Raw genomic sequence first — 17,791 nt, forward strand, 5'->3', positions numbered from 1 at the left:
GATGAATCTCCCGCAAGAAACGGTAAAACACACAGAAGTGCCTGATGACTGGTTTCAGCCGGGCGCGGAAAGAAAGGGTGAAACCGAGTCGGTCAAGCGTCCGAGCCTGTCTTACAGTCAGGATGCGTGGCGGCGGCTTAAAAAGAACAAATTGGCGATGGCCGGACTTGTGATATTATGCTGCCTGTTTCTAGCGGCTGTGTTCGGCCCGCTGATATCACCGCACAGCGTGACAAGGCAGACGCTCGCCGAGCAGAATCTTCCGCCGTCTTTTTCACACTGGTTCGGAACCGATGAACTTGGCCGGGACGTGTTTACAAGAACGTGGTACGGAGCGAGAATCTCTTTATTTGTCGGTGTGATGGCGGCACTGATCGACTTTTTGATCGGCGTTATCTACGGAGGCGTCGCCGGCTACAAAGGGGGCCGGACAGACAGCGCCATGATGAGAATCATCGAGGTTCTCTACGGTTTGCCTTATCTGCTCGTTGTCATTTTGTTAATGGTGCTGATGGGGCCGGGGCTCAGTTCCATTATCGTCGCTCTGACAGTGACGGGATGGGTCGGCATGGCGCGGATTGTGAGAGGGCAGGTGCTGAGGATGAAGCATGATGAACACGTATTGGCATCGAAAACATTTGGAGCGAAAACATTTCGGATCATTAAGAAAAATCTGCTGCCGAATACGATGGGAGCCATTATTGTCCAAATGACGCTGACGGTGCCGGCGGCGATTTTTGCGGAATCATTTTTAAGTTTTCTCGGACTCGGGATTCAGGCGCCGTTTGCAAGCTGGGGAGTTATGGCAAATGACGGGCTGCCGGCGATTTTATCAGGCCATTGGTGGCGGCTGTTTTTTCCCGCTTTTTTCATTTCCTTAACGATGTACGCGTTTAACGTGCTTGGAGACGGCTTGCAGGACGCGTTAGACCCGAAACTGAGGAGGTAGGAAAAATGGCGCAGCAAGTTCTTTCCGTTCAAAATCTGCATGTTACTTTTTCAACATACGGAGGCACTGTAAAAGCCGTAAGAGGCGTCAGCTTCGATTTATATAAAGGTGAAACGTTTGCGATCGTCGGTGAATCGGGATGCGGAAAAAGCGTGACGTCACAAGCCGTGATGGGTCTTCTTCCGAAACATTCGGCAAAGATTGAATCCGGAAGCATACAATTTAAACAGAAAGACCTTTGCCGAATGTCGGATCGGGAAATGCGGGGAATCCGGGGGCGCGATATTTCTATGATTTTTCAGGACCCGATGACGGCGCTCAATCCGACTTTGACCATAGGGGATCAGCTTTCAGAAGCGCTGTTGGAACACCGCGCCATGACAAGAAAACAAGCTGAATCCGAGGTTCTCGCCATGTTGGATCTGGTCGGTATCCCGGACTCGAAATCCCGCCTGAAGCAGTACCCCCACCAATTAAGCGGGGGCATGCGGCAGCGGATCGTGATCGCGATGGCTCTGATCTGCGAGCCGGAAATTATGATCGCGGATGAACCGACAACGGCTCTTGATGTGACAATTCAAGCACAAATCCTTGAATTATTTAAGAAGATTCAAAGAAAAACAGGCGTGTCTATTATTCTGATCACCCATGATCTCGGCGTCGTCGCTCAGACCGCCGACAGAGTTGCCGTCATGTATGCGGGGAAAATCGCCGAAATCGGCACGAGGCATGATATTTTTTACCGTCCGGCTCATCCATACACAAAGGGGCTGCTTCGTTCAGTGCCGCGGCTGGATATGGAGGATAGTGAGCTTTCGCCGATTGACGGGACGCCGCCTGATTTATTCGATCCGCCGGCGGGCTGCCCGTTTGCCGCCCGCTGCCCGGACAGGATGATCGTCTGTGAAAAGGTATACCCGGCAACAACCGTGAAATCCAAAAGCCATATCGTCAACTGCTGGCTTCAGGATCACCGTGCAGAGCGGCTGAAGCAGCAGCTGACGGCAACAGAGGAAAAAGGGGGATTGAAATGAAAAAGAGATGGGCGATCGGTGTGATTGCTGTTGTTTCGTTTGCTCTGATGGGCTGTACAGCCAATGAACAGGCGGGGACAGAACCCGGCAAAGCAAAAGAACAGGAGGGTGAGACGGTGCTGCGGCTCAATAACGAAAATGAGCCGACCTCACTTGATCCGCCGATCGGATTTAATAATGTTTCCTGGCAGCCGCTGAATAACATCATGGAAGGATTGACGAGGCTCGGAAAAGATAATAAGCCTGAACCGGCCATGGCGGAAAGCTGGGAGGTGTCCGCTGATAAGCTGACATATACCTTCAATATCCGTGATAACGCCGAATGGACAAATGGCGATCCCGTCACGGCGGAAGACTTCGTGTACGCCTGGAAGCGGATGCTCGATCCGAAAACGGGCGCATCTTCCGCTTTTCTCGGCTACATGATCAAAGGCGGAGAAGAATTTAACAGCGGAAAAGGCAAACGAGAAGACGTGAAAGTCACGGCAAAGGATAAAAAAACGCTTGTCGTCACATTGGCGGCCCCGCAGGATTATTTTTTGAGCGTCGTGTCCAATCCGGCGTATTTCCCGATTAATGAGAAGGTCGCCAAGGCTGATCCGAAATGGTTCACTGAAGCAAAAACTTTTGTCGGCAACGGGCCGTTCAAACTGACGGAATGGAAGCATGACGACAACATGACGATGGTCAAAAACGAGACGTATTGGGATAAAAAGACGGTGAAACTGGATAAAGTGACATGGGCGATGGTCAGTGACCGGAATACCGACTATCAGATGTTCCAGTCGGGGGATTTGGATACCGCCTTTGTGCCGGCAGAGCTGAGCGAGCAGCTGATGGGAGGAAAAAATGTCCGCACGTGGGATCAGGCCGGACTCTATTTCTATCGTTTTAACGTTAAAATGGAGCCGTTTCAAAATGAAAAGATCAGAAAAGCGTTCGCTGCAGCGATTGATCAGAAAGAAATCACGGATTATGTGACCAAAAACAGTGAAAAGCCGGCACATGCCTTTGTATCCCCGGGATTTACTCAGCCTGACGGGAAAGATTTCCGCGAAGCGGGCGGCAGTTTACTAACTCCGGATGAATCAGAAGCCAAAAAACTGCTGGAAAAAGGCATGGCAGAAGAGCATTATGACAAGCTGCCCGCCGTTACATTGACATACAGCACAAAACCGGAGCATAAGAAAATAGCGGAAGCGATTCAGCAGAAGCTCAAAAGTGTGCTCGGTATAGACGTTAAGCTCGCCAATATGGAATGGAACGTCTTTTTAGAAGAGCAGAAAGGACTGAAGTTCCAGTTCTCTCAAAGCTCATTTTTGCCGGATTACGCAGATCCGATCAGTTTTCTTGAGGCTTTCCAAACGGATAATTCCATGAACCGCACCGGCTGGGGCAGCGCGGCATACGACGGCTGCATCAAGCAGGCAAAACAGGAAGCCGATGCCAAAAAACGTTTTGCGCTCATGCATAAAGCGGAAAAGCTGCTCATGAACGAGGTTCCGATCATTCCGATTTACTTTTACAATCAGGTGCATCTGCAGAACAGCGGCGTGAAGGGCATTGTCCGGCACCCCGTCGGGTACATTGATCTGAAATGGGCGGAAAAGTCTTGATCTTACAGCGGAAACATATGCCGCTCTTTTGCCGTTAAAGGAGCGGCGTGTTTCACTTTTCAATCCGGAAAGGAGATTGAAAAAGTCATGAACCATAAACCGAAAGCACTGCAAAAAGGCGACACGGTCGGTGTGATTGCGCCCGCAAGCCCGCCTGAGAGCGGGACGCTGCAAACCGCGCTGCTGTTTTTAGAGAATGAGCTTGGCCTTCAAGTGAAACTCGGCCAGGCGCTGAAGACCCGTCACGGCTATTTGGCGGGAGAAGATCGGGCGCGCCTCGATGATCTCCATGACATGTTTAGTGATCAGAATGTCAAAGCGGTGATATGCGCGTGCGGAGGATTCGGCACGGGCCGCATTGCCGCCGACATCGATTTCGGCTTAATCCGCCGCAATCCGAAAATTTTCTGGGGATACAGCGATATTACGTTTTTACATACCGCCATTCATCAAAATACGGGGCTCGTCACATTTCACGGCCCGATGCTGAGCACGGATGTCGGGCTTGAAGATGCTGATCCCCTGACAAAAGCATCGTATCATCAGCTTTTTACAGAAACGGAATTCACCTATACGGAGGACATTTCTCCGCTGGAGGTGCTGACAGGCGGAAGGGCCGAGGGAGAGCTTGCGGGCGGCAATCTGTCGCTCATTACATCCACACTCGGCACGCCGTTTGAAATTGATACGAAAGACAAATTGCTGTTTATCGAGGATATTGATGAGGAGCCGTACCAAATCGACAGGATGCTGAATCAATTAAAGATGGCCGGAAAACTGTCAGACGCAGCCGGAATACTGGTCTGTGATTTTCACCAATGCGAACCGAAGCATAAAGAAAAGTCGCTTACTTTAGAGCAAGTGCTGAACGATTACATTGTCAAATCAGGGAAGCCCGCGCTTAAAGGCTTTAAAATCGGCCATTGTTCACCGAGCTTCGCCGTTCCGATCGGAGCCCGCGCAGTTATGGATACGGCGGCCAAAGCGGTAACGATTGAATCGGGGGTTTCCGGAAGGGAGTGATCAGGCGTGAGGATTACAGATATTCAAACGGGACGGATGTCCGTGCCGCTGAAAAAGCCGTTTAAGACTGCGTTGCGCACGGTTTACAATGCTGAATCGGTCATTGTGAAGCTCACTTTTGACAACGGTCTGACCGGCTGGGGCGAGGCGCCGCCGACGGTTGTCATTACAGGCGACAGCACGGACGGTATTGAAAGCGCCGTCCGCGATGTGCTGAAGCCCGCTCTCTTGGGGCGGAGCCTTTCCGGCATGGAAGCTGTTTTGTATGATATCAGCCGGCTGTTGGAAAGAAATCAAAGCGCAAAAGCCGCGGTGGATATGGCTGTATATGACGGATGGGCGCAAATGCACGGACAGCCGCTTTACCGGCTTCTCGGCGGCTATCGGAATACACTGGAAACAGATTTTACCGTCAGCGTCAATTCTCCTGAGGAGATGGCGGGGGATGCAGACCGTTATGTGAAAAAAGGATTTCATATTTTAAAGATAAAAGTCGGCATAGGTGACATATCGGACGATGTTGCCCGGATTCAGGCGATCAGATCACGTGTCGGCGGAAACGTCAAACTGAGATTGGACGCCAACCAAGGCTGGACGCCGAAAGAAGCCGTGACTGCGATCCGAAAGATGGAAGACGCCGGCCTCGGCATTGAGCTGGTCGAGCAGCCTGTTCATAAAGACGATATCGCCGGGCTGAAGCAGGTCACCGATGCCGTAGACACGCCGATTATGGCGGATGAGAGCGTCTTTACCCCCCGTCAGGCCTTTTGCGTGCTGCAGACGAGAAGCGCCGATTTAATCAATATTAAGCTGATGAAAGCGGGCGGCATAAAGCAGGCGGAAACAATCAATGCGATGGCCGAAACATGCGGCGTGGAATGCATGGTCGGCAGCATGATTGAGACCAAGCTCGGCATCACCGCCGCGGCTCATTTTGCCGCGGGCAAACGGAATGTGACAAGGTTTGATTTTGATGCGCCGCTTATGCTGAAAGATGATTTGATTAAAGGCGGCATCACATACAGCGGCAGTCAGATTACGATTCCCGATGAACCGGGTCTCGGCATTACCGGGGTGTCGAAACAAGAGGAGGCGAAAAGATGAGAGCAGCCGTTACAGCGGCGGCAGCCAACGTATGGACGCTGCCGTCATCTCCCCGTTCGTATGATGCGCCGATGCTTGAAAACCCGCCGCAGATCAGAAAATGGTTAGCGTCTATGGGATATGAAGAGCGGCTGCAATTATGTACAGACAACCTTGTCCAAACGCAAGCGCTTTTCGGGGAAGAGGTGATCATTCTCAAAGAGGAAGGGGAATGGGTTTTTGTTGCCGTTCCCGGCCAGCCTTCAAACAAGGATGCGCGCGGATATCCGGGCTGGATGAAAAAAAGCCAGCTTTCAAAAGACGGCTTTTATACATCTTCCCCCGCCGTATGGATGACCAAACCGACAGCTTTTTTATATCACACAAACGGCGAACCGGACTTGGAAGTAAGTTTCTTAACGCGTCTTCCGGCATCAGGACGTGAGAAAGGCTTTTTACGGGTTGTGACGCCTCTCGGAGAACGGTTCGTAAATGAAGCTGACGCAGACGAGTGCCGGCATACGGAAGGACGGGCAGCCGATGTCATCGAAACGGGCATGATGTTTCTCGGGCTTCCGTATTTATGGGGAGGACTGAGCGGTTTCGGGTTTGACTGTTCCGGGTTTATGTATTCGATATTTAAAGCAAACGGCTATACCCTTCCCCGTGATGCAAAGGACCAAGCAAAAGCCGGGTGCGGCGCGGCGGTAAACGATATCCGGCCGGCTGACCTTTTGTTTTTCGCCTATGGAGAAGGAAAAGGCGCGATTCACCATGTCGGATTGGCGCTGGGAGACGGCCGAATGCTGCACTCCCCGAAAACGGGAAAAACAATCGAAGTGCTGTCTTTGGAAGGAACCGTCTATGAAAAAGAATTATGCACCGTACGCCGCTGTATAAGCGAAAAGGGGGAATAGAAAATGACGGCATCTCCGCTCCTTGAAGTCAGCGGGTTGAAAATGCATTTTGACGCAGGAAGAAAGAAAGCCGTAAAAGCAGTCGACGGTGTCAGTTTTCACATTAAAAGAGGGGAAACATTCGGACTTGTCGGAGAATCGGGATGCGGTAAATCGACGCTCGGAAGAGTTATTCTCCGTCTGTATGACCCGACGGCCGGTTCGGTATCATATGAAGGGACGGATATACACCGTGCCGCGGCAGAACAGCGGTCGGTCTTCTTCCGCAAGCTGCAGATGATTTTCCAAGACCCTTACGCCTCGTTAAATCCGCGCCTGACCGTAAGGGAAATTATTTTAGAGCCGATGGAAATCCACAATCTTTACAATACAAGAAAAGCCCGTCTGATGATGGCGGATGAACTGCTTGAAGCTGTCGGGCTCCACCCGGATTTCGGCAGCCGGTATCCCCACGAATTCAGCGGCGGACAGAGGCAGAGAATCGGAATTGCCAGAGCGCTCTCTCTGCATCCCGAATTTATCGTGGCGGATGAGCCGATTTCCGCGCTGGATGTGTCGGTACAGGCTCAGGTCGTCAACCTATTAAAAAGGCTTCAGAAAGAGAAAGGGCTGACATTTTTATTCATCGCCCACGATTTATCAATGGTCAAGCATATCAGCGACCGGATCGGCGTGATGTATTTGGGCCGCATGATGGAAATTACAGAAAGCGCTGCGCTTTACCGGGAACCGCTTCACCCTTATACGAAGGCGCTTTTATCCTCAATCCCGATTCCTGATCCGCTTCTTGAGGACAAGCGTGAACGGATTATTCTGAAAGGGGAGCTGCCGAGCCCCCTTAACCCGCCGAGCGGCTGTGTATTCAGGACGCGGTGTCCTGAAGCGATGGAGCTCTGCGGTAAGATAACGCCTGAGCTTGAAGAAGTGAAGGCGGGGCGTTTTGTCGCCTGCCATTTATACAAAAAAGAAAGCTGACAATATAATGTCAGCTTTCTTTTTGATTAAACCTGATGCAGAAATGACACGCAGACCGGATACGGAACCGGAATGTCAGATTGAAGCAGAGTCAATTTGCCTGTTTCCGGATCGCGTTCAAACAAAACCAGATTTCCCGTTTCTTCGTTTGACGCGACAAGGAATGTCTCGGAAGGGTCAAACGCGAAATCACGCGGCCAGTTGCCTTCTGTCGGCACCCATTCAATAAGAGACAATTCACCGGAATATTGGTTGATCTTAAAGATGGCGATGCTGTCATGTCCGCGGTTGGCGGCATAAAGAAATCTGCCGTCTTTAGATATGCGGATTGCGCTGCCTTGCGATTTGTCCGTAAAGCCTTCAGGCAAAGCGGAAATGACCTGCAGCTCTCTGAATTCACCTAAGGTCGGGTTGTATTCAAGCGCGATGACTTCATTGCTGATTTCCGTCATGACATAGGCGTATTTTTCCGCCGGATGGAAAACGATGTGGCGCGGCCCTGAACCCGGTGCGAAAGAGTGAGTTTTCACCTCTGTGAGCGAACCGTTTTTCATTTGGTACGTATACAGCGTATCCGTCCCTAAATCGACGGCTGCAATGTAGTTATGCTCTGGTGTATAGCCTGCGAAATGGGTATGCGGTTTCTCTTGTCTTTCATGAGGACCTGTTCCCGTATGAGCGGCTTCGGCAGCCGGCTCCTGCAGACTTCCATCCTCATTGACGGGAAAGGCGTGCACTTTTCCGCTGTGGTAATTAGCGGTTAACACATATTCATGTTTATCATCAATGCTGACGTGGCATGGAGAAGGGCCTTCAATCAGCTGGTGGTTTACAAACGTTAATTCCCCGCTGTTCTGATGAATCTGATAGGCTGCGACGCCGCCTTTTCCGTCTGCCTTTTCAATGGAATACAGCATGCTGTTATCAGAATTCGGAGTGACGTATGTCGGGTTGCCGAGCTTTGCTGCCAGCTTCGGCCGGCTGAGCCTTTTCGCTTCTGTATCAAGTTCAAAACAATAAATGCCTTCGCTTCCGCCTTTTGTATATGTTCCCGCGTATCCTATGTACTTAGCCATTCGGTTTCCCCCTTTAGAGTCTTGTCTTCTCTATATTAACGTATCTTGAAGGAAACTGCCTTGTAAATGTTTAAGATGTTCTGACAAGCGGCAAGGTGCAGCAGCGGAAGGAACCGCCTGATTTGATAATTTCGGAAAACTCGGTTTCGATGACCGTATAACCTCTTTTTCTGAGCTCGCGGTTCGTATGACGGTGCTGCGGCAGGCTGATGATTGTCTGATTCCCGATAGACAGGATATTCGGGCCGAGCGTGAATTGCTCTTCTTCAGGCACTTCTATCATCTCAAAACGTTCGGCGAGAAGATCAATTTCTTTCTGCCGCAAGCCATTTTTGCAGTATAGCGCTTCCGTTTCCGAGATCATATTAAATACACAGTCCAAATGTAAGAAATCCTCCTTGAGAGGGATCGGCACAACATTCATCTCCGGCAGCGCCTCCCGCAGCTCCCGGACAGCCGTTTTATCCGTGCGCTTGCTCAGCCCGGCGTAAACGGTGCCGTCTGCGATCAAGATGTCGCCGCCTTCAATGTTCGCTTTTTTCAGTCGCGTATAAGGGATTTTCTTATTGTCAAGCAGGTCTTGAAACACTTTTTCTTCTCCCTGCCGGACTGAAGCCGCCATGTTTGAAATAAACGCCGTCTCGCCTAAGACAAATCCGATATCCCGGGTGAATACCTGCTCAGGCAATGCGGGATCGGCAGGCAGCAGGACGACTTCAATCTGATGAGATCTTAAAATGTCAATAAACTCACTATGCTGTTTGAGGGCAACGGGTATGTTAATATTTTCTTGTTTGAAATGTTTCTGCGTTCCGTTAATAATATCCTTGATGGTCATGTGTTCCGGCCGGCATAAGATGACTGTCTGCAAAGCATCAAACTCACTGCGGCAAGCCGGTTTCCGCGTGGATTTGGGAATGGATACGTCCATGTGATATCCTCCTATCGGTATTCAATGTGCGTTTATTATTCCCGGATGTGATGAATAATGAAACATTTCTGATAGAATATCTAACCAACTTAATATTTAAAATTTTAGACAAAACGATCAAAGTATTGTTTAATAGGGTACAGATGAAATGTCAAAACGACCAGACACCAAAGGGGAGTTTAAATAATATGAAGTTGCCAGAATCAAGATTTTGCAAAGAAACAAGGGTTGTCAAGACAAGCAGGGTTTTTCCGCTTGATACGAATAATCACAATACGCTGTTTGGCGGAAAGCTGATGAGCTATATTGATGATATCGCTTCAATTTCCGCGGCCCGCCACTGCCGGTGTGAAACAGTCACGGCCTCAATGGATTCTGTAGATTTTTTGCGCCCGATCGGCCAACAGGATTCCGTATGTCTTGAATCTTACGTCACGTGGGTCGGCACATCGTCTATGGAAGTGTTTGTCAAAGTCATTAAAGAACATCTGATGACGGGTGAACGCGAGCTTGCGGCAACGTCGTTTCTGACATTCGTCGCGCTCGATTCAAATGGGAAATCGGTGCCCGTTCCGCGAATCGTGCCGGAAACCGAGGAAGAAATCATGCTTCACAATACGGCCGTACAGCGCGCCGGAGAACGAAAAAACCGCTTAAAACACAGCAAGGCCCTGGCCGAGGCGCTCGGAACAGATAAGCCTTGGTAATCGTCAAACCGCTTTTTTAAAAAGCGGTTTTTTTATGCTGAAAAAGGACTTTTCCTGCCGGGTCCATAATTTATTACAGGGAAAGGAGACGTGGCGTGCATGATGAAACATAAGTCTTCCGGCACCATCCTGACAACCGGGCGTATCCGTCTGCGGACTATGCGGGATGACGATGAAGACAATTTGTACGGGCTGTTTACCGACAGAGAGGTCATGAAATATTATCCTTCTCTTAAAAGCAGACGGGAAACGAAGGAATGGATTGCCTGGAACAAACGATTGTCAGCAGGATACGGCGTCAGTCTTTGGATCGCAGAGGATAAAGAGACGGGCGCATTTCTCGGTCAATGCGGAATCGTTCCGCAGACGATAAGCGGAAACACTTTGATGGAAATCGGCTATATGTTTGCCCGCCGCCGCTGGGGCTGCGGCTATGCGACAGAGGCGGCGAACGCCTGTCTGGACTACGGTTTTCATACGCAGCAATACGGACGCATAGCGGCGCTGATTGATCCGGAAAACGCTGCCTCCGTCCGCGTCGCGGAAAAAATCGGCATGGTGCCCGGTGAGACCGTTACCAAATGGGGGAGGCGGCTAACGGTATTTGACATCACATCTGACGTTGAACGTTTCGGCGAAATGTAGTATGATACGAACAGACATGTTTTCTAGGGTTCCGCATGTTCATACATGGCCTGGTCCGAGAGAAAACACATATGCGGACATATCCCGCATATGCACACGGAGGGAAAAAAGCCCGGGAGAGTCAATCTCATGTGAGACGACTATTCCGGGCTTTTTGTATTGTCCGGAAACAGAAAGGATGAAGAACATGAAATGGGGTTTAGTGGTCATAGCGGCCGTATTTGAAGTGGTATGGGTCACCGGCCTGAAACATGCTGATTCAGCACTGACGTGGAGCGGTACGATTACGGGAATCATCATCAGTTTTTATCTATTAATCAAGGCGACGGACAGCCTGCCCGTAGGAACGGTATATGCGGTCTTTACCGGACTCGGGACAGCGGGCACCGTGCTCAGTGAAATCCTGCTTTTCAAAGAACAGGCCGATCCGGTGAAAATCTTGCTGATCGGCGTTTTGCTGATCGGTGTCATCGGATTAAAGCTGGTCACACAGGATAAGCCTGAGACGAAGGAGGAGAAGGCGTAATGCATTGGATCAGCCTGATAGCCGCGGGTCTTTGTGAAATGCTCGGGGTCATTTTAATGAATCAATTTCAAAAAGAAAAGAAATTCAAGTGGATTCTCTTCATAATCGTCGGATTTGCGGCTTCTTTTTCCCTGCTTTCTTATGCGATGGAGACGATTGCGATGGGCACGGCCTATGCGATCTGGACCGGTATCGGCACGGCGGGCGGCGCTTTAGCCGGCATTCTTTTCTACGGCGAGCAGAAGGATGCGAAGCGCATCTTTTTCATTGCGCTTATTTTGTGCGCAGCCGTAGGGCTGAAAATTCTTTCGTAAATTGATTTTTATCAAATTTTCAGTATAATCTATAATAAGTTACGAATTATGAAGATACGAGGGATTAAAACAGATGAATTCATATATGACACAGCGGCTGAAAGAATACCGCCGCGGGAATGAGGAAAAAGGGCGCCTGCTTGTCAGCTGCCCCGATCAGCCGGGAATTGTATCGGCTGTGTCCGCGTTTTTGTTTGAACACGGCGCGAATATTATTGAATCAAATCAATATACGACTGACCCTGAAGGCGGACGTTTTTTTCTCAGGATCGAATTCGACTGCAAGGGCATTCGTGAGAAAAAAGAGGATTTAAAGCAGGCGTTCGCCTCAATCGCCCAGACATTCGGCATGACATGGAGCCTCTCTCTGGCAAGTGAGCTGAAGCGAGTGGCGATCTTTGTATCCAAAGAGCTGCACTGCCTTCATGAACTCATTTGGGAATGGCAAAGCGGCAATATGATGGCCGAAATTGCGGTCGTCATCAGCAACCACGAAGAGGCGAAAGAAGTGGTCGAGCCGCTGAATATTCCGTTCCATTACATGAAAGCTAACAAAGACATCCGCGCCGAAGTGGAGCGGCGCCAGCTTGAGCTGCTGGAGCGGTATAAGATTGATGTGATCGTTCTGGCCCGCTACATGCAGATTTTGACGTCTGAATTTGTATCTGCCCATCCGAATCGGATTATTAACATCCACCATTCATTTCTGCCGGCCTTTATCGGCGCTAATCCGTATAAACGGGCTTATGAGCGCGGAGTGAAATTAATCGGCGCGACCTCTCACTATGTGACGGACGATCTTGACGAAGGGCCGATTATTGAACAGGATATTGAACGCGTCGATCACAGAGATCACGCAGAGGATCTGAAGAATATCGGCAGAACGATTGAGCGGAGCGTGTTGGCAAGAGCCGTAAAATGGCATCTGGAAGACCGCGTCATCGTTCACGGAAACAAAACGATCGTATTTAATTAATGACGGTCCGCCGGGGAGGCGGGCTGTTTTTTATGGATGAAAATGTCTTGACAAGAACCTGTTTTCTTTGCATAATATAAAAAAATCATTGAGCGTTGAAGAGGATCAGTACGCAGAACTTTCTGTGACAGAGAGCAAAATGGCCCGCTGAAACATTTTGCCGCATGAAACCTGCCGAACCTGCCTTGGAGTCCTGAGGGGAAAACTCAGGCGCGATACCTGGCGTTACAGGAAAGCGGGACGCGTGAAAAACGCGTTCAAACAAGGTGGTACCACGGAAAGCCCATTTCGTCCTTATTTTTCAGGACGGAATGGGCTTTTTTTATTGACGAGAGCCGGTTTGGATTGATTGCCACGGAGGAGAAACGATGAAAAAACAAAGAATTGTTGTGAAAATCGGGAGCAGCTCGCTCACCAACAGTAACGGAAGTATTGATGAAGCAAAAATCAAGGAACATACGGAAGCCATTTCTTTATTAAAAGAAAACGGGCATGAAGTGATCCTCATTACCTCAGGCGCGGTGGCAGCGGGTTTTTCCGCTCTCGGCTATCCGTCGCGACCCGTTACGATAAAAGGAAAGCAGGCAGCTGCCGCAGTCGGCCAGACGCTTTTAATGCAGGAATATATGGATCATTTAAAAAGATACGGTCTGACGCCGGCACAAATTTTATTAACAAGAAATGATTTCTCAAAAAGAGAGCGGTACAGAAATGCCTATGCCACCGTAATGGAACTGTTGGAGCGCGGCGTCGTGCCGATTATTAATGAGAATGATTCCACATCAGTCGAAGAGCTGACGTTCGGTGATAACGATATGCTGTCGGCGCTTGTAAGCGGTTTGATTCATGCAGACCAATTAATGATTCTCACAGACATTAACGGGCTGTACGATGCCAATCCGAATGAAAACCCGGACGCAAAGCGGTTTGACTATCTGAATGACATCACACCTGAATTGCTCGGATATGCCGGGTCAGCAGGCTCAAAGGTCGGCACCGGAGGCATGAAGTCAAAACTTCTCGCCGCTCAGACCGCATTGTCGCTCGGGGTGAAGGTGTTTATCGGAACCGGCTCCGGACGTGAAAAACTGATGGTGATTTTAGACGGAAAAGGCGACGGCACTTATATCGGCGATAAAGATCTGTCCTCAGTGAATAATACACGGCAATGGATCATGTTTCATTCTCCGATATCAGGGGAAATCATCATTGACGGGGGAGCGGAGCAGGCGATGATCCATAACGGGTCAAGTCTACTCCCGGCCGGCGTCGCCGATGTCTGCGGCAGTTTTCCGAAAGGAGCCGTAGTGGAAGTCAGAGGGCCCGGCGGCATTATCGGCAAAGGGCAGACGCAGTACTCATCCGATGAAATTTTAGAAGCCAAAGGGAAGCGGAGCGACCAGCTTTCAGGAACGAAGCAGGTGGAAGTGATTCACAGAGATGATTGGGTGAATTTATTTGACGAGGGGGAACACAAATGAGTGAAGTATTGCAAAAAGCAGCTTTGGCAAAAGAAGCGGCTGCCGAAATGGTCATGAAAACGACGGCTGAAAAAAACGAAGCGCTCCAATGTATTGCAGACGGCCTCAGAAATGAACGGCAGCTGATTTTAACAGAGAATCAGAAAGATATTGAAGCAGGACAGAAAAGAGGATTGACACCTGACATTATTGACAGGCTGACGCTTGATGAAAAACGCCTGCTCGATATCGCGGACGCCGTGGAACTGCTAATCGGTCTTGAAGATCCCGTCGGTGAATCATTGGAGACCATTCAAAAAGAGAATGGATTATCTATTGAAAAGATCCGCGTGCCCCTCGGAGTAGTGGGCATGATCTATGAGGCCAGACCGAACGTTACCGTAGACGCGGCCACACTCTGTCTGAAAACCGGAAACGCGGTTGTGCTCAGAGGAAGTTCTTCCGCCATCCACAGCAACATAGCGCTTGTCAGTGTGATGAAACGCGCACTTGGGCTGTCAAAGCTTCCGATTGATGCCGTTCAGCTCATCGAAGATACAAGCAAAGAAACCGCCAAACAGCTCTTTACATTAAATGATGGGCTGGATGTATTGATCCCGCGCGGCGGTAAAAATTTAATTGACCTTGTGGTCAGGGAATCAACCGTACCCGTTTTAGAAACCGGAGCGGGCAATTGCCACGTGTACATAGATGAGTCAGCAGATCCCTTTATGGCAAGCGAGGTCGTCATCAACGCCAAAACACAGCGTCCTTCGGTCTGCAACGCGATTGAATCTCTTCTGATTCATGAAAAATGGGCCGAAGAACACGGACGAAAGCTGCTGAATCAGCTGACAGAAAAAGGGGTGGAGCTCCGAGGAGACCAGGTGATTTGCGGACTGGAGCCCCAAGCGAAACAAGCAGAAGAAGCCGATTGGGGAGCGGAGTACCTGGCGCCGATTCTCAGTGTAAAAACGGTGCAGGACGTACAGGAGGCGATCCGCCACATTCAGCAGTACGGCACAAACCATTCAGAAGCCATTCTGACGGAGAACGCCGAGCATGCGGCTTACTTCCAGACCGCCGTTGACGCCGCCGCCGTGTATCATAATGCTTCAACCCGGTTTACGGACGGTTTTGAATTCGGATACGGAGCCGAGATCGGCATCAGCACGCAAAAGCTTCACGCGAGAGGGCCGATGGGACTTCCGGCGTTAACATCTACAAAAATCATCATCAAAGGAAACGGACAAATCCGGGTATAATCTTTTAAGCTTATCCTTCAAAAAGGGTAAGCTTTTTTTATGCGGAAAGATTGACGGTTTCCATTATATTTCGTAAAATTAGATTGTACACAATATAATAGAGGTGAATTTATATGACAAAACCATTATTTACTGCAACCGTTTCAGCCGCAGGCGGACGTGAAGGGAAAGTCACGTCTTCTGACGGGGTGCTGAATCTTGATGTTGCCATGCCGGGAACGCCAAGAGCAAAAAAGCTCGAACAAGCCACAAACCCTGAACAGCTGTTTGCCGCAGGATATTCAGCCTGCTTTGACAGCGCTCTTCAACTCGTAGCAAGAAAAGAGCGTCTGAGTATTGAAACAGAGGTCACTGCGCATGTCAGTCTGCTGAAAGATGAAAGCGACCAAGGATATAAACTCGGCGTCACCCTTGAGGTCAAAGCATCCGGCATTGAGAAACAGGAGCTTGAAGCCCTTATCCAAAAAGCGCACGGTGTGTGCCCGTATTCAAAAGCGACAGCGGGAAATATTGAAGTGAAGCTTCTGGCAGCAGAATAAAAATAAGGATGCCCATTCGGGGCATCCTTATTTTTTGCCGTGCAGCGTTTTCAACACCTCATAAAGCGACTGTTTTACCTGCTTTAATTCCTCTTTTGACAGTCCCGTCTGTTCCAGCATGGCAATGGGGATATCCGCCGCTGTATTCTGCAAGGCCCGTCCTTCATCTGTGAGCCTGATCGTCACGGATCGCTCGTCTTCAGCCGACCGCTTTCTCATGATGATTCCGTGCTGCTCCATCCGTTTCAGCATCGGTGTCAGCGTTCCGGAATCCAGGTGCAAAAGCTCACCCATCCGTTTCACATTCAGTTCTTCGTGCTCCCATAATAAAAGCAGCGCCAAATACTGGGGATAAGTTACGTTGAGCTTATCAAGCAGCGGTTTGTACCGTTTCGTCATTTCCCTTGAGCTTGCGTACAGCAAAAAACATAGCTGATTCTCCAGTTTCATATGTTCAAAATCTTTTTCTGCCATTACTTCTTTCACCAACTCTTTTTTGTTAACGTTACCCCTATTGTAGCCGAAAAACGGCCCATTTCCTATTGCAATCATGTTTAAAAATATGAGCAGGGGCAATATATACAGTAAGTACAATGAGGAGGCTGATAATAATGGCATTATTTACTTCAAAAGCGACCGCAGTCGGCGGACGAGCAGGACATATTAAATCCGAAGACGGGGTGCTGGATTTTGACATCATCATGCCGAATGCAAAAAAAGACGGAGAAACCGGCACAAACCCTGAACAGCTCTTTGCGGCAGGATATGCCGCCTGCTTCGGGGGAGCGCTTGAGCTCGCCGCCCAAAAACAAAAAATCGACATGACCTCTGAAATTGAAGGACAGGTCAGCCTTTTAAAAGATGAGAGTGACGGAGGTTACAAAATCGGTGTAACGCTCGTCATTGATACAAAAGATCTTGATAAAGAAACGGCGGAGAAACTTGTGCACGCCGCTCACGAGTTCTGTCCGTATTCAAAAGCAACAAGAGGAAATGTAGACGTCAAACTTGAATTGAAATAAAGAAACGAACGAATATCCCGGATTTCATATCCGGGATATTTTATTAACGAAAACATCAGTAATGATCTCTTCCCTCCCGGAATAAGAATACGATATAGCACTTTTGCATAATGACACCAAGAGAAAAGAGGGAGAAATCGATGTCTCTTCCAAACATACCGAACATCACCCCCGACATTACACTCTCCAGATGTGAGACCCTGAACCTCCTTCTTTCATCCGTGGCTATGGAAGAAATCGGACTATCCCATATTTTGCAGGCGGAAGCGGAAAGGATTCAAATGTTTCTCAGCGCTTCCGGCGATCCCTCCTTAGGGGAATTATCATCAATCAATAGAAGCACTGAACGGCTCCTGCGCACCGTCATGAAATCACAACTCCTTTTGCAGACGAAGCTTGAAGACATTATCTACTTACAGGATGCTGAAGCCTGTATAGACCCGGACGATCCAAGTAATCCGAGTGATCCAGGCGATCCTGATGACCCGTGGAATCCGGATGATCCAAGTAATCCGAGTGGTCCGGGTGATCCTGATGACCCGTGGAATCCGGACGACCCAAGTAATCCGAGTGATCCGGGCGATCCTGATGACCCGTGGAATCCGGACGATCCCAGTGATCCGGAAGATCCGTGTGACGACCTGTTTTACGGCCGCATTGGCTGCTGTGAGTGCGGGGATTGTGAGGAATGCGATTGGAAGAAAAAAGGCGGGGAGCGTTCATAAAAAAAGAC

The 17,791-nt window shown here is 49.6% G+C and carries 20 protein-coding genes, 1 riboswitch and 1 other annotated feature; of the genes, 17 read left to right on the forward strand and 3 right to left on the reverse strand.

Translation table 11 applies throughout. The annotated features are described in order from the left end of the window. Position 1 precedes the first annotated feature (1 nt). From VP472_RS06440 to VP472_RS06470, 7 genes are all read left to right on the forward strand, one after another. Positions 2–949: an ABC transporter permease gene (locus VP472_RS06440; protein WP_024085201.1), complete on the forward strand. Its 948-nt coding sequence runs from the start codon at positions 2–4 to the stop codon at positions 947–949. Between the two features lie 5 nt (positions 950–954). Next, complete coding sequence (locus tag VP472_RS06445) at positions 955–1,983, forward strand: ABC transporter ATP-binding protein (protein WP_146276595.1); 1,029 nt, start codon at positions 955–957, stop codon at positions 1,981–1,983. Continuing rightward, entirely contained in the window at positions 1,980–3,599 is a 1,620-nt protein-coding gene (locus VP472_RS06450) for a peptide ABC transporter substrate-binding protein (protein WP_146276597.1), read from the forward strand. The genes VP472_RS06445 and VP472_RS06450 overlap by 4 nt, the downstream gene beginning before the upstream one ends. 87 nt (positions 3,600–3,686) lie before the next feature. Continuing rightward, entirely contained in the window at positions 3,687–4,622 is a 936-nt protein-coding gene (locus tag VP472_RS06455; protein WP_146276599.1) for a S66 peptidase family protein, read from the forward strand. 36 nt (positions 4,623–4,658) lie between these two features. Continuing rightward, on the forward strand, positions 4,659–5,726 hold the full coding sequence (locus VP472_RS06460; RefSeq protein ID WP_246879681.1) for a dipeptide epimerase: 1,068 nt from the start codon (positions 4,659–4,661) through the stop codon (positions 5,724–5,726). Further along, positions 5,723–6,622, forward strand: coding sequence for a C40 family peptidase (locus VP472_RS06465; protein ID WP_146276603.1), 900 nt, complete (start codon positions 5,723–5,725; stop codon positions 6,620–6,622). Before VP472_RS06460 ends, VP472_RS06465 begins: the two co-directional genes overlap by 4 nt. Positions 6,623–6,625: 3 nt before the next feature. Then, on the forward strand, positions 6,626–7,597 hold the full coding sequence (locus tag VP472_RS06470; protein WP_071391950.1) for an ABC transporter ATP-binding protein: 972 nt from the start codon (positions 6,626–6,628) through the stop codon (positions 7,595–7,597). A gap of 26 nt (positions 7,598–7,623) precedes the next feature. Here the strand turns inward: VP472_RS06470 and VP472_RS06475 are convergent, their stop codons facing one another. After that, positions 7,624–8,673 (reverse strand): lactonase family protein, encoded by a 1,050-nt coding sequence (locus VP472_RS06475; RefSeq protein WP_024085204.1) that lies wholly within the window; start codon positions 8,671–8,673, stop codon positions 7,624–7,626. A gap of 70 nt (positions 8,674–8,743) precedes the next feature. Beyond that, a complete protein-coding gene (locus VP472_RS06480) occupies positions 8,744–9,604 on the reverse strand; it encodes a dimethylarginine dimethylaminohydrolase family protein (protein ID WP_146276605.1) in 861 nt (286 codons plus the stop codon). Between the two features lie 188 nt (positions 9,605–9,792). Here VP472_RS06480 and VP472_RS06485 point away from each other — a divergent pair, with 188 nt between their 5' ends. From VP472_RS06485 to VP472_RS06520, 8 genes are all read left to right on the forward strand, one after another. Further along, positions 9,793–10,311 (forward strand): acyl-CoA thioesterase, encoded by a 519-nt coding sequence (locus VP472_RS06485; protein WP_003154772.1) that lies wholly within the window; start codon positions 9,793–9,795, stop codon positions 10,309–10,311. Between the two features lie 99 nt (positions 10,312–10,410). Next, a complete protein-coding gene (locus VP472_RS06490) occupies positions 10,411–10,956 on the forward strand; it encodes a GNAT family N-acetyltransferase (protein WP_070081694.1) in 546 nt (181 codons plus the stop codon). A gap of 12 nt (positions 10,957–10,968) precedes the next feature. After that, positions 10,969–11,077, forward strand: a riboswitch (guanidine-I (ykkC/yxkD leader). Between the two features lie 66 nt (positions 11,078–11,143). Beyond that, positions 11,144–11,482 carry a DMT family transporter gene (locus VP472_RS06495; protein ID WP_070081695.1) on the forward strand — a complete coding sequence of 113 codons (339 nt, stop codon included), beginning with the start codon at positions 11,144–11,146 and terminating at the stop codon, positions 11,480–11,482. Then, a complete protein-coding gene (locus VP472_RS06500; protein ID WP_032874649.1) occupies positions 11,482–11,796 on the forward strand; it encodes a DMT family transporter in 315 nt (104 codons plus the stop codon). Before VP472_RS06495 ends, VP472_RS06500 begins: the two co-directional genes overlap by 1 nt. A 73-nt stretch (positions 11,797–11,869) precedes the next feature. After that, the gene (purU, locus tag VP472_RS06505; protein WP_146276608.1) at positions 11,870–12,772 is read left to right on the forward strand and encodes a formyltetrahydrofolate deformylase; all 903 of its coding nucleotides are present in this window, start codon (positions 11,870–11,872) and stop codon (positions 12,770–12,772) included. 86 nt (positions 12,773–12,858) lie between these two features. Then, positions 12,859–13,071 (forward strand) — a binding site (T-box leader). Between the two features lie 69 nt (positions 13,072–13,140). After that, on the forward strand, positions 13,141–14,253 hold the full coding sequence (gene proB, locus VP472_RS06510) for a glutamate 5-kinase (protein WP_146276610.1): 1,113 nt from the start codon (positions 13,141–13,143) through the stop codon (positions 14,251–14,253). Beyond that, a complete protein-coding gene (gene proA, locus VP472_RS06515) occupies positions 14,250–15,497 on the forward strand; it encodes a glutamate-5-semialdehyde dehydrogenase (RefSeq protein ID WP_146276612.1) in 1,248 nt (415 codons plus the stop codon). Before proB ends, proA begins: the two co-directional genes overlap by 4 nt. Positions 15,498–15,610: 113 nt before the next feature. Beyond that, positions 15,611–16,036, forward strand: a complete 426-nt coding sequence (locus VP472_RS06520) for an organic hydroperoxide resistance protein (protein WP_014304876.1) — start codon at positions 15,611–15,613, stop codon at positions 16,034–16,036. A gap of 27 nt (positions 16,037–16,063) precedes the next feature. Here VP472_RS06520 and VP472_RS06525 read toward each other — a convergent pair whose 3' ends face one another. After that, entirely contained in the window at positions 16,064–16,510 is a 447-nt protein-coding gene (locus VP472_RS06525; RefSeq protein WP_014304877.1) for a MarR family winged helix-turn-helix transcriptional regulator, read from the reverse strand. 137 nt (positions 16,511–16,647) lie between these two features. Between VP472_RS06525 and VP472_RS06530 the strand changes: the two genes are divergently transcribed. Together VP472_RS06530 and VP472_RS06535 are read left to right on the forward strand one after the other, a co-directional pair. Next, the gene (locus VP472_RS06530; protein WP_003154758.1) at positions 16,648–17,058 is read left to right on the forward strand and encodes an organic hydroperoxide resistance protein OhrB; all 411 of its coding nucleotides are present in this window, start codon (positions 16,648–16,650) and stop codon (positions 17,056–17,058) included. Positions 17,059–17,198: 140 nt separating this feature from the next. Then, positions 17,199–17,783 (forward strand): alpha-helical endospore appendage domain-containing protein, encoded by a 585-nt coding sequence (locus VP472_RS06535; protein WP_225979747.1) that lies wholly within the window; start codon positions 17,199–17,201, stop codon positions 17,781–17,783. Positions 17,784–17,791 lie beyond the last annotated feature (8 nt).

Origin of the sequence: Bacillus sp. MT(2024) (genome assembly GCF_036362845.1) — a bacterium.
Lineage (GTDB): Bacteria > Bacillota > Bacilli > Bacillales > Bacillaceae > Bacillus > Bacillus velezensis.

Bases quoted from the DNA above. Each gene is read 5' to 3' on its own strand.
- VP472_RS06530 (WP_003154758.1), top strand. From the start codon at position 16,648: ATGGCATTATTTACTTCAAAAGCGACCGCAGTCGGCGGACGAGCAGGA.
- VP472_RS06525 (WP_014304877.1), bottom strand. From the start codon at position 16,510: ATGGCAGAAAAAGATTTTGAACATATGAAACTGGAGAATCAGCTATGT.
- VP472_RS06535 (WP_225979747.1), top strand. From the start codon at position 17,199: ATGTCTCTTCCAAACATACCGAACATCACCCCCGACATTACACTCTCC.
- VP472_RS06470 (WP_071391950.1), top strand. From the start codon at position 6,626: ATGACGGCATCTCCGCTCCTTGAAGTCAGCGGGTTGAAAATGCATTTT.
- VP472_RS06455 (WP_146276599.1), top strand. From the start codon at position 3,687: ATGAACCATAAACCGAAAGCACTGCAAAAAGGCGACACGGTCGGTGTG.
- VP472_RS06520 (WP_014304876.1), top strand. From the start codon at position 15,611: ATGACAAAACCATTATTTACTGCAACCGTTTCAGCCGCAGGCGGACGT.
- VP472_RS06490 (WP_070081694.1), top strand. From the start codon at position 10,411: ATGATGAAACATAAGTCTTCCGGCACCATCCTGACAACCGGGCGTATC.
- VP472_RS06475 (WP_024085204.1), bottom strand. From the start codon at position 8,673: ATGGCTAAGTACATAGGATACGCGGGAACATATACAAAAGGCGGAAGC.
- VP472_RS06485 (WP_003154772.1), top strand. From the start codon at position 9,793: ATGAAGTTGCCAGAATCAAGATTTTGCAAAGAAACAAGGGTTGTCAAG.
- VP472_RS06440 (WP_024085201.1), top strand. From the start codon at position 2: ATGAATCTCCCGCAAGAAACGGTAAAACACACAGAAGTGCCTGATGAC.
- VP472_RS06460 (WP_246879681.1), top strand. From the start codon at position 4,659: ATGTCCGTGCCGCTGAAAAAGCCGTTTAAGACTGCGTTGCGCACGGTT.
- proA (WP_146276612.1), top strand. From the start codon at position 14,250: ATGAGTGAAGTATTGCAAAAAGCAGCTTTGGCAAAAGAAGCGGCTGCC.
- VP472_RS06445 (WP_146276595.1), top strand. From the start codon at position 955: ATGGCGCAGCAAGTTCTTTCCGTTCAAAATCTGCATGTTACTTTTTCA.
- purU (WP_146276608.1), top strand. From the start codon at position 11,870: ATGAATTCATATATGACACAGCGGCTGAAAGAATACCGCCGCGGGAAT.
- VP472_RS06495 (WP_070081695.1), top strand. From the start codon at position 11,144: ATGAAATGGGGTTTAGTGGTCATAGCGGCCGTATTTGAAGTGGTATGG.
- VP472_RS06500 (WP_032874649.1), top strand. From the start codon at position 11,482: ATGCATTGGATCAGCCTGATAGCCGCGGGTCTTTGTGAAATGCTCGGG.
- VP472_RS06480 (WP_146276605.1), bottom strand. From the start codon at position 9,604: ATGGACGTATCCATTCCCAAATCCACGCGGAAACCGGCTTGCCGCAGT.
- proB (WP_146276610.1), top strand. From the start codon at position 13,141: ATGAAAAAACAAAGAATTGTTGTGAAAATCGGGAGCAGCTCGCTCACC.
- VP472_RS06465 (WP_146276603.1), top strand. From the start codon at position 5,723: ATGAGAGCAGCCGTTACAGCGGCGGCAGCCAACGTATGGACGCTGCCG.
- VP472_RS06450 (WP_146276597.1), top strand. From the start codon at position 1,980: ATGAAAAAGAGATGGGCGATCGGTGTGATTGCTGTTGTTTCGTTTGCT.